The following is a 10914-nucleotide window of genomic DNA, read 5'->3' as shown; positions in this document are numbered from 1 at the left end:
GATGTCTCTCGCAGAGGACTCGGCGTCTTTGGATGCAGTAATGTGTTCTTTAGCGGGTAAAAGTAATGAGTCAGCACGCAATCTTCAGCCTCTGCCTTCGCTCTTGGGGATTCCGGATATTTTCTCCGCTACTCTGCGAAAATTCCGGAATGACATGGTATTTGTGCTAAATAAGTTGTAGCCTCAGCTTTCTTTGGGTAAGGCCTACATCACTGCTCACCGAGAAAAGGAATCCTCACTTCAAAAACTGTAACCCCCTGAGCGTGCATATCAACCTGCAGGGAGCCTTTGAGCTTCTCGATGATGATCTTCGACTCATAGAGGCCAAGGCCGACTCCTTTAGACTCGGTGGTGCCTTTGACGAACATGTTGAAAATGTCATCAGTCAAGGTTTGATCGATACCTAAACCATTATCCGTTATTTTAAGTATCAGTTCATTTTCCTGATTGCAAACCTCTGTTTTGATGTAATTTATACCCTTTGCAGGGTCAGCAAATTGTGCAGCATTTTCATAGAGGTTTTCCAGTAGTAGAGACAGCAGCTTTGGGTCGGTTTGTATACTACCCATGGAAGCTACGTCTACCTGAAAGTTGATGTTTGCCGCTGTATTCACCCTCACAATGACCGTTCGCCAGGTGTTTTCGATTACGGTTTGAAGAGATACTTCACGTATGGCAGGTGTTCGCATTTTAATATCGTGAATCCTGAGTAGCCGCGACAACATCTGCTGCATGCTTATGGCGGTACCTTCCATTTTCTTCAGGTATTCAACCAACTTAGGCCTAAACTGCGGACTTACCTGGTCGAGCGACTCCTTCAGATCGAGCTGGCAGGCATAGCACAGTCCCAACAACCTGCTGATAGGCCCTTTCAGGTCATGCGCTGAGCGGTATGTCAGGTGGTTGAGCTCCCGGGTCCTTTGCTCTACCTTTTCTTCTAAGAGAATATTGGTATTCGAGAGGGATTTATTCTGCTCCCGGATCACTTTCTGTGCCTTTTCAAGGTCCTGTCGCTGGTTTTTGATCTTCCTGTATGCCTTTGCATTGTCAAGGGCTATGGACACATAAGCTGCCAGGTTTTTCAATAGGTCAAGTTCATGAGGCGAATATGCGTTTTTCTCCATACTCTGCACCCAGATCAGCCCCGTGACTTCTTCACCCGAAACAAGGGGCAATACGATCAGTGCCCTCAAAAGTTCATCCTGATAGGCGGCATGAGAGTGCCCGGCATATTGCGGATAATCCTTCTCCACATCACTGATGAATATTTCCTGCTTATTCAAAACACATTGCACCGATAGCCGGTGGGTTTCTTTGATTGAAATCGCGCCATGAGGCCTATTGTTGCCAAAGAAGGCCTCAAAGACAATCTCACCGCTGTCCGCTTCATAGCGCCCTACCGCAAACTCATCCACCTGCATGAGCGACTGTACATTCTGGTAAACTTCCCTGATCATGTCTCCCATAGAGAGTTGGGCGGTTATGTGCTGGCCAATGGCACTCAAGAGGGCTACATTTTGATAAGCCTTCTCCAAAGCATCGTTTTTGTCCTTCAATTCGTTGTTAACCTCTTGTATAAACTCTGACTGGGTAAGTATCTCGTTGTTGCGATCTTGTATTTCCCAGTTCATTTTTTTGAGGTTTTCTGCCTGGGTTTCCATCTCCTCCTTCTGTCTCATGATTTCCTGCGTTCTGGTGGCTACTTCATTTTCAAGTGTTGCCTTTTGCCGTTTCAGGTTGTTTACACGGATTTTATAGATGGTAAGCAGTAAGCCTATGGCTATCCCTAGCCACAGCATTTTGGCCCAGAGTGACAGCCACCACGGTGGAGTAATTATAATTCTTATTGAAGCACCTTTTTCATTCCAGATACCATCATTATTTGATCCTTTGACATGAAATACATATTCACCATACGGCACGCTTGTATAGTATGCCGTCCTTCTGTTTTGTACATAATTCCAGTCGTTTTCAAGACCTTCAAGGTAATATGCATATTCATTTTGTTCAGGCTGCCGGTAGTTGAGCGCTGCGTAATCGAACGAGAAAAAGGCCTGGTCGTAGGACAGCGTTATCTCTTCGGTTATCGATATGTGCTTCTCAAGGGTAAATCTGCTGTTGCTATCACCATTGCCGGGAGTTGAAATAGGCACATTTTGGTTAAACAACTTCATGTTCGTTATATAAACCGGGGGCACCTTGGTATTTACCTTGATCTGTGTAGGATCAATGATATTAAAGCCGTTAATGCCCCCCAGAAAGAGCTTACCATCTTTACCTTTATACACAGCACCATGGTTAAACTCATTGCTTTGGATACCGTCCTCTTCATAAAAATTAAAAAATGAATTGTCAGAAGGGTTAAACCGCGACAAGCCATGGGTGGTGATCATCCAGAGAAACCCCAGGTCATCACCTACAATGGAGTAAACCGTGTTCTTTGACAGACCGTGCGACTCATTATAATTTTTGAATACAGGCTGACCATTGTTCAGTATTATTTGATCAAAACCCCAGTCAGTAGCTGCATAAAGTGTGTCAGGATGCCTGCTGTAAAGCCCCCAGATGGTATTGCTGGCCAGCGAATTGACGTCTTCGTCTGTATTAAAAGCAGTCACTTCACCAGTACTGTGGTTATAGTGAAACAATCCCTGGTTCATGGTGCCGATCCAGTACAGGTGTTCAGAGGTTTTGGCTATAGTAGTTACGAAGCCGGGCACCTCCTTTACATGTGTAAAAATCCCGGTTTGCGGGTCAAGCACATCCAGTCCTTCTCCCCAGGTGCCAATGAGAATAATCCCGCTGTCATCCACCAGGATGTCGATGACAGAATTACTGCCTATGCTCGCAGAGTCCCCGGCATTATGAAGATAATGGACGAATGAGCCATCCTTGGGAACATATTTGTTCAGTCCCTCACCAAAAACCCCTATCCATACGTTACCGTCCCTGTCCTGCTCAATATCCCAGATCCTGTTACCGCTAAGGCTGTTTTCTTCCTGTCTGGATGGGAGCATATAGCTCAACAAGTTCATATGGGCATCAAAACGGTTGATCCCTCCCCCACTCGTTCCTACCCAGATCTCCCCGCTGTCAAATTGATAAAAGCTCCAGGCTGAGGATTCATTAAGCCCGGGCATGTTGTCCGGCGCCCTTTTATAATGTTTAAACTGTTGTCCGTCAAGGTCAACCTTACATAATCCGCCAATGGATGTTCCTACCCAGAGGATGTTGGAGTTATCTTCAAACAAACTATAAATTACATTGTCGCTGATAGAGCTCTCATTTTGTGGATTATATCGATAACAGTCAAAATTGAACACACCGTTTTCAAAATCCAGGGATGAGCTTCTGAACAAGCCGTCACGGGTGCCTACCCAGAAGGTGCCTTCATGGTCTTCCAGCATGGTCAGTACTATATTGGCATTGAAGCTGTTATTTTCACGTGTGGTATGCCTGATCCGGGTAAAGCCCTCAGTTGATTTATCATATAAGTAAAGCCCTCGATGTGTGCCTATCCATATTCTTCCGGAGCGGTCTTCGTAGATTTTAGATACCCGGTGTGATGTGAGGTCTTGAGGATTGCTATTGTACATATAGCGCTTAAAACTTCGGGAGTTAGGTGCTTTCTTATTCAATCCGTTATGGGTTCCTACCCACAGGTTTCCCTGGCTGTCTTTAAGTAAACCGTAAATAATATCATGGCTCAGGCTGGTACTGTTATCAGGAATATGGATGTATTTATCCAAAACCTTACCGCTCTTAATTTCCAGTTGCACCAGTCCTTTTACAGTGCCCACCCACAGGTAGCCCAGACTATCGCCTATGAAAACATAAACATTGTTATCCGGCAGTGTACCTTTATCGCCGGGAATGTGAATGTACCTTGTAAAGGTTTCATGTTCAATGTCCATTTTATTGACACCGGCACTGTTGGTACCTACCCACAGATTGCCATCCGGAGCCTCCCAAATTGAACTGGTAAACTGGTCTCCCAGGCTGTTTGGATCATTTTTATCATGATTGAAATTTAGAAACTGGTAACCATCATAGCGGTTGAGCCCTTCTTCAGTAGTTACCCAGATAAACCCTTGCCGGTCCTGAATAATCTGACGTACAGATGATTGAGAGAGCCCTTCTTTTAAGGAAAGTCTCTTGAAATGTAGCTCCTGAGCCTGGCACAAACCATTCCCCAGCATGGTAAAAAGGAGAATAACAACCAACCGCTTATAGAGCTTTCTCATTAGGAAACGAGACTTTAAGACCACTTATCAATTTAGTAAATAATTCGAAAACACCTTAGCGTTTTAATAAATAGCTGATGATAAAAGGTTTAACGCTCACTGTTCCCTTTTCAGAGTTCTGAGGTATATCGGTTGTAAACTATCCTGATATTGAAGACTTTCAAGTAATCAAGGCCTGTCCCACCTCAATATGAGGAAGGTAATAACGAAGTTGAAATGCATCAAGCGGAATTTCTGGGAGACCCTAAAATTTTCACCTCTTTGCTGACGGACAGTTGGTAATAGCAATCGGCAAAAGCAGTAGACAAAGGTGTATTTAAGCAGCAAGTTTCTCTTTACTTGTTTACTTTCCAATCCATTTACTCCACAGGTTTAACGTTTGATCCGCTGAAATTCATTGTTTACATTTAAACCTCGCGTGAAATCCTTGAATTACCTATTGAGATTACCAAATTCAACTTACTGAAAATCAGACACAAAAAAACGGCCACATATATGCGGCCGTCTATACAATCTAAATATTGATTGTTTTATTTTCCTTCGTCACCCAGGGCTTCCAGTTTCTCTGTTACCTCAAGTGCTTTTTCATTCATTTTCAATTGGCTGTAAGTGTATTGCAAAGACTCAAGTGCAACTCTGTTGTTAGGCTCAATATCCAATACTTTCTCCCAGTAAGGCATTGCAGCTTTCAACTTGTCGTTGATAGTGGTCTGCATTTCTTTAGCTTTTTTCAGGTCTGCAGAAGTAATACCTAAATTGTTCTTTACTTTAATCAATTCTACAGCCTCATTGTAGTTAATTACAGCAAGGTTAAAGGTTGCGTTGAAGTTTTTAGGGTCAAGCTTTACAGCTTTAGCATAAGCTTCTTTAGCTTTTTCTTTATTGCCGAGCTCTTCCTGCATTACACCCAGTGTAAAGTATAGGTTAGTGTTATCTGGTTCTTTGGCAATAGCTGCTTCAAGTTCATTTTTGGCCTCATCCACTTTATCCATCTGGATCAGGGCATTGATCTCAGATTTGGCGAAATCTACATTGTCAGGGAACTGTTTTTTAGCTTTACGGATCAGCTCAAGAGCTTTTTCGTTATCTTCATTGATTGTACCTTCTATGTAGATCAGGTAGTTGTAAATATCCTCACTGTGGTAGTTCAGGTCATTGATCAACTTGTAGAAGTTTTTAGAGGCAGTTTTGTAGTCTTTACCAGACTGTGCAGCCAAACCAGCGTAGATGTACCCTGTAGTATCTGCAGGCTTTACTATCTGTGTTTTGGTGAAGTACTTAATAGCATCTTCAGTATTCTGGCCCTGGTAGCCTTCTACACCTTTGTTTAAGTAGTGGCCCCAAAGTGTCTCTATTTGCTGGCTTTTCAGGATAGGCAGACCGTTAGCATCAGAAATGTAGTAGTCGTTATTGCCTTTGTTCAATTCCTCAGCTTTAGCAAAAGCTTCCATAGCAATTTTCAACGGATCATTGGCCAGGTTCTTATACTGAGGATTAGTAGTTGTATCTAAAGAAGCGTAAACCAAACCTCTGTAATACCATGTTTTGCCATCATCTTTTGTTTTTTCGTGCTCAATGGCAGCATCTATGATTTCTTTGGCCTCCCCAAGGTTTCCTTCGCTTCTAGCCTTTTCTGCTTGATTAATTTTAGGCTTCTTCTGGCCAAAAGAAAAACCGGCTATAGCACAGGCAGCCAGTAATAAAATGAATCGTTTCATAATCTATTTGTTCTGTTTTAAATCAATTGGTTTTAATATAAAGTTATTCTTTTTCTGAATTATTTTCCTCGTTATCCTCAGTATCTTCTTTTCCTTCATTGCCTTCTGCACCTTCAGTGTCACCGGCATTTTCTACAGGAGCGATCGGATTACCATCCTCATCAAGTTCCACTTCTTCTTCAATCTTCTCAATTTTCTCAACTGAAGAAATTTCATCGTTTTCATTCAACCTGATCAGTTTTACACCCTGAGTGGCACGTCCCATTACCCTCAGGCTGCTGACTTCCAGACGGATAGTTATACCAGACCTGTTGATGATCATAAGGTCGTCTGAGTCAATAACTTCCTTAATTGCAACAAGCTTGCCAGTTTTCTCGGTTACGTTAATGGTTTTCACACCCTTACCACCTCTTTTGGTGATCCTGTAGTCTTCAACAGGTGAGCGTTTACCATAGCCTTTTTCTGATACTACCAACAAGTTGGCCTCTTCACGGCTGATGCAAACCATACCTACAACTCTGTCATCATCACCCTCAAGGGTTACACCCCTTACTCCGGATGCTGTTCTACCCATAGATCGTACACCGCCTTCATGGAAGTGTACTGCCTTTCCGTTTCTCTTCGCAATCACAATATGGTTGTCTCCATTGGTAAGCTTAACATCCAACAGGCGATCACCTTCTTTTACCGTAATAGCGTTGATACCATTTTGTCTTGGTCGGGAGTATGCTTCCAGTGCAGTCTTCTTGATGGTACCATTTTCAGTACACATCATCACGAAGTTATTGTTTACATACTCTTCATCTGTAAGGCTATCCACATTGATAACTGCACGTACAGTATCCCCTGATTCGATATTGATCAGGTTTTGAATGGCCCTTCCTTTGGAGGTCTTGCCACCCTCAGGTATGCCGTATACTTTTTTCCAGAATACTTTACCGTATTCGGTAAATATCAGCAGGTAATTATGTGCCCGGGCTATAAACAAATGCTCGGTAAAGTCATCATCTTTAGTGCTAACTCCTCTGGAGCCTACACCTCCCCTGCTTTGGGTCCTGTACTCTGATAAAGGAGACCGCTTAATGTAACCCTGATGTGAAATAGTAATAACCATTTCATCATTAGGGATCATGTCCTCTATCGAGATATCATCGGCACTGTGCACAATATCGGTGCGTCTTTCATCACCATATCTGTCTTTCAGTACTCCAAGCTCATCTTTGATGATCTGCATTCTTCTGCCTTCGTCAGCAAGTATATCTTTCAAGTCTTTGATCAAGGCTTGTACTTCGGCGTATTCCTTCTGGATCTTGTCTCTTTCAAGTCCTGTCAAACGCTGTAGCCTCATCTCCAGAATAGCCTTGGCCTGGATCTCCGAAAGCTCAAATTTCTTCATCAGGCCATCCCTTGCTTCATCCGGATCTTTGGATTTCCTGATAAGCTCTATCACTTCATCCAGGTTGTCCAGGGCAATCAGGTATCCTTCCAGGATGTGCGCTCTTTTCTCTGCTTCATCAAGTTCAAATTCCGTCCTTCTGATCACAATCTCATGGCGGTGATCTACGTAGTGCTTGATGATGTCTTTCAGGTTCAGCGTCTGTGGTCTTCCTTTTACAAGGGCAATATTGTTTACCCCGAAAGATGACTGTAGCTGAGTATATTTATATAAATGATTGAGTACAATGTTGGGAACAGCATCCTTTTTCAAGTCATAAACTATCCTTAATCCATTCCTGTCGGATTCGTCACGGATATCAGAGATGCCGTCTATTTTCTTGTCGTTGACCAAAGCAGCCGTTTTTTCAATCATGCTGGCTTTGTTCACCATATAAGGGATTTCCGTTACAATGATCTGCTCACGGCCGGTGCTTGTGGTTTCAAATTCGGCCTTGGCACGCATTACTATGCTGCCTCTGCCTGTTTCAAACCCGCTTTTCACACCAGAATAACCGTAAATGATACCGCCTGTGGGAAAATCAGGGGCAGTGATAAGCTCCATCAGTTCGGGAATGGTGATTTCATTATTATCAATATATGCGGTTATACCATTCACTACTTCTGTAAGATTATGGGGAGCCATGTTGGTGGCCATACCTACAGCAATACCGGAAGTACCGTTTAAAAGAAGGTTTGGAAGTTTTCCCGGCAACACAGTCGGCTCTTTCAGGGAGTCGTCGAAGTTGGGCTGAAACTCTACTGTATTCTTGTTGATATCAGTAAGCATTTCTTCCGCTATACGCTTCAGCCTGGCCTCGGTATACCTCATTGCCGCCGGAGAATCACCATCTATGGAGCCAAAGTTTCCTTGTCCGTCTACCAACGGATACCGCAGTGACCAGGGTTGGGCCATACGCACCATGGTAGAATAAACAGCCGCATCACCGTGTGGGTGGTACTTACCCAGCACTTCCCCCACAATTCTGGCGGACTTTTTATAGGGTTTGTTGTAGTTAACCCCCAATTCGAGCATTCCATAAAGAATTCTTCTATGCACGGGCTTTAAGCCATCCCTTACATCCGGTAGTGCCCGCGAAATTATAACCGACATAGAATAATCTATGTAGGCTCCACGCATTTCATCCTCTATATTAATAGGGATGATGTTCTCATTTGCTCCTTCAGCCATATGTAATGTTAACGTCCTTTGTTATCAAAAAAATCATGGCGAATTTAAGCAATTCAATCAGCAATTAACAACGTTTCCGTACAATTATTGCCCGCATTAGACTTATTGCCTTTCGATGCCTTGAATGACGCCCTAAATGCGTCAGAATACATCTCTTTTACAGGTTCATACCCCTGTTTTTTCATGCCTGTTGCCACGAGGCAGTATCTACAAAAAATACAATTGTAAGTGATGTGATTTTAGAGGCCGGTATGCCGCTGTGCTAAGTAATGGAAAACCCCGCCTACGGCCTGAATTCAGCAGTGCCACTTTCCGAAAGTTTATGCTAATAAGCGTGCATCTTTTTCCGGTTCTTCTTTTTGTATTTGATCAGACGCGGATAATTTTCTCCGTGGTGCGGGTTTTGCTTTTTATAAAACGGATGCACACGGCTTCTGTACTCTCTGTTGCCATGCTGGTGGTTAACCTGTGTGGTGCATTGCTTAAGAAAACATTTGCGAAGCTCCGGGATTCGATAGGTAAAACCAAAATTAATGTAAACGGCATTCATCGACTGGCTGATAGACAGGTCTGTTTCCGGTATGTTCAGTGTGAAATTTTTGAAATCAAAACTGGGCCTTACAAAGACCCTGAAATATTCAGATAAATCCCGCTCTATGGTCGGGCCAATATTCACGTAAATGCCTTTCTGAATAATGCTTTTATTAAATTTATTAGTGAGGTTAAAAGCTCCGATATTGGCATCAATAGAGACGCTGTATTCATAGTAACGATAAACCCTTACCCCAAGCAGGGCGTAATACTTTTTGTAAAACACACTTCCAAAATCCGGCTCGTAGGTACCTATCTGGCTTTCGAAGTCACTGGGCTTAAATTTGCCGGGACGGTGATATTCAAATGTTGCACCCCCTCCTATTCTGTACCGGTCAAACTCAAGGTGAATAGACAGGTTAAGCGGAATGCTCATTCCTGAGGCTTTAAATTTCAGATCGGCAGTATCAGCCTGCACCAAAAATGAATTGGACGGATCAAACCCAATATTGCTGTCACTTTTAATATCATTGAACCAATAGGTATAGCCGGTACTAAGGTTGCCACCGCCGGAATTGAGTTCATTACTGAAAATAACGGGTGTGGTACCCGGCTGCTGTAGTACAGAAAAGTCAGAGAGGTCCTGACGATAAAATGTATTTCCGTATCCTGTTGAAAAGCTAAAATGCAGCTTGCTCAATAGTTTTCTTAAGCCGTTGTTATTCTCCGGGTCAGCATAGAAATGATCTAAAGGGATAGATACCTCTTTTTCATCCTGCGCCAATACCTGATTGGCAGCAGCGAAAGAAAGCATATAGAGGCAAGCCAAAAAAAATATACGTAAGCCGTTTATGATCATTTTACGTGTCTTAAAATCAAAACCGATGCCACTTTTTCACAGTCTCTTCTTTGGCGGCTTATGTAAGGTTTCAATTAGAACTGGCAATATTAAAAAATATTATGCTCACTCCATTACAAAAACGATGCTATTTAACATCAAATGTCCTGCAAAAGGACTCAAAAACCGGGAGATCATCAATTTTTAGCTTTTTACCTATATCAATGACCTTATTGTATTCTACCTGTGATATGCTTCTGTGATCTACAATATCAGCTTCATCATTTAAAATCATAGTACTTAAAAACCTTACGAAAATATACGGCACGGTCATCAAATCACGGGCAAAGCTTTTAACGGGGTCTTCCAGGTTACTTCCTTTGAGGTTTTTCAAAACCTGCATGTCAATGGTTGCATCCATGGATATGCGAATAGCCTGCAGGAATTTATCTTCCCATGCGTCAAAATTCTTCAACGCAAACTTCATGGCATGTGCTACCGGATCTACCTTAAGAAAGTAGCCTCCTTTTGACATTTTTCGCGCCATTTTGTTTAGCCCCAACTCTTCAAACAGGCTCACGCTTCCATTGGACAGGGTCAATCCCATTGCAGGAGTCATCATGATCAGTGATAGGAAGTCATGCTCTGAAATGTCCAGCATACTGGCCTCGGTAGATATAAAATCCTTCTTTATTGCAACTGTAGCTTCATGGATCGCCGGTATCTCGATCATAGTAGCAATTTCATTCTCTGAAAACATATTATTTAGGCTGTTATGAATGAATAATTATCCAATATAGTACTTTTTCGGATAAAACAAGGACTTATGGGGTGACAGGCTTTGAGAGGGTGTGATATGCCAGCGAGTACGATTCTACTTCTAAAGACGCCGAGTCCTCTTCGAGAGACATCGGCTGGGAAGCAGTAAAGTAAAGTAGGCAATCGACAAAAGCAGTT

The 10914-nt window shown here is 42.8% G+C and carries 6 protein-coding genes; 1 reads left to right on the top strand and 5 read right to left on the bottom strand.

Annotation, left to right across the window (positions count from 1 at the left end; translation table 11 throughout):
- On the top strand, positions 1-181 hold a 181-nt coding region (locus E1163_RS31000), incomplete at its 5' end, for a hypothetical protein (protein ID WP_221417976.1).
- A 28-nt stretch (positions 182-209) separates the two neighbouring features.
- Here E1163_RS31000 and E1163_RS09755 read toward each other — a convergent pair.
- From E1163_RS09755 to E1163_RS09735, 5 genes are all read right to left on the bottom strand, one after another.
- Positions 210-4244 carry a two-component regulator propeller domain-containing protein gene (locus E1163_RS09755; protein WP_155171254.1) on the bottom strand — a complete coding sequence of 1345 codons (4035 nt, stop codon included), beginning with the start codon at positions 4242-4244 and terminating at the stop codon, positions 210-212.
- Between the two features lie 530 nt (positions 4245-4774).
- Positions 4775-5962, bottom strand: a complete 1188-nt coding sequence (locus E1163_RS09750) for a tetratricopeptide repeat protein (RefSeq protein ID WP_155171253.1) — start codon at positions 5960-5962, stop codon at positions 4775-4777.
- A 43-nt stretch (positions 5963-6005) separates the two neighbouring features.
- The gene (gene gyrA / locus E1163_RS09745) at positions 6006-8588 is read right to left on the bottom strand and encodes a DNA gyrase subunit A (RefSeq protein WP_155171252.1); all 2583 of its coding nucleotides are present in this window, start codon (positions 8586-8588) and stop codon (positions 6006-6008) included.
- 325 nt (positions 8589-8913) lie between these two features.
- Positions 8914-9978, bottom strand: coding sequence for a hypothetical protein (locus E1163_RS09740; RefSeq protein WP_155171251.1), 1065 nt, complete (start codon positions 9976-9978; stop codon positions 8914-8916).
- Between the two features lie 127 nt (positions 9979-10105).
- A complete protein-coding gene (locus tag E1163_RS09735; protein ID WP_155171250.1) occupies positions 10106-10717 on the bottom strand; it encodes a hypothetical protein in 612 nt (203 codons plus the stop codon).
- Between the last annotated feature and the right edge of the window lie 197 nt (positions 10718-10914).

The sequence above is a fragment of the Fulvivirga kasyanovii genome, assembly GCF_009711405.1.
GTDB lineage: Bacteria > Bacteroidota > Bacteroidia > Cytophagales > Cyclobacteriaceae > Fulvivirga > Fulvivirga kasyanovii.
The sequence above is the reverse complement of the archived record's forward strand: the minus strand, read 5'-3'. Positions and strand labels throughout refer to the sequence as shown.

Coding starts and splice junctions, on each gene's coding strand:
- E1163_RS09755 (WP_155171254.1), bottom strand. CDS start 4,244: ATGAGAAAGCTCTATAAGCGGTTGGTTGTTATTCTCCTTTTTACCATG.
- E1163_RS09750 (WP_155171253.1), bottom strand. CDS start 5,962: ATGAAACGATTCATTTTATTACTGGCTGCCTGTGCTATAGCCGGTTTT.
- gyrA (WP_155171252.1), bottom strand. CDS start 8,588: ATGGCTGAAGGAGCAAATGAGAACATCATCCCTATTAATATAGAGGAT.
- E1163_RS09740 (WP_155171251.1), bottom strand. CDS start 9,978: ATGATCATAAACGGCTTACGTATATTTTTTTTGGCTTGCCTCTATATG.
- E1163_RS09735 (WP_155171250.1), bottom strand. CDS start 10,717: ATGTTTTCAGAGAATGAAATTGCTACTATGATCGAGATACCGGCGATC.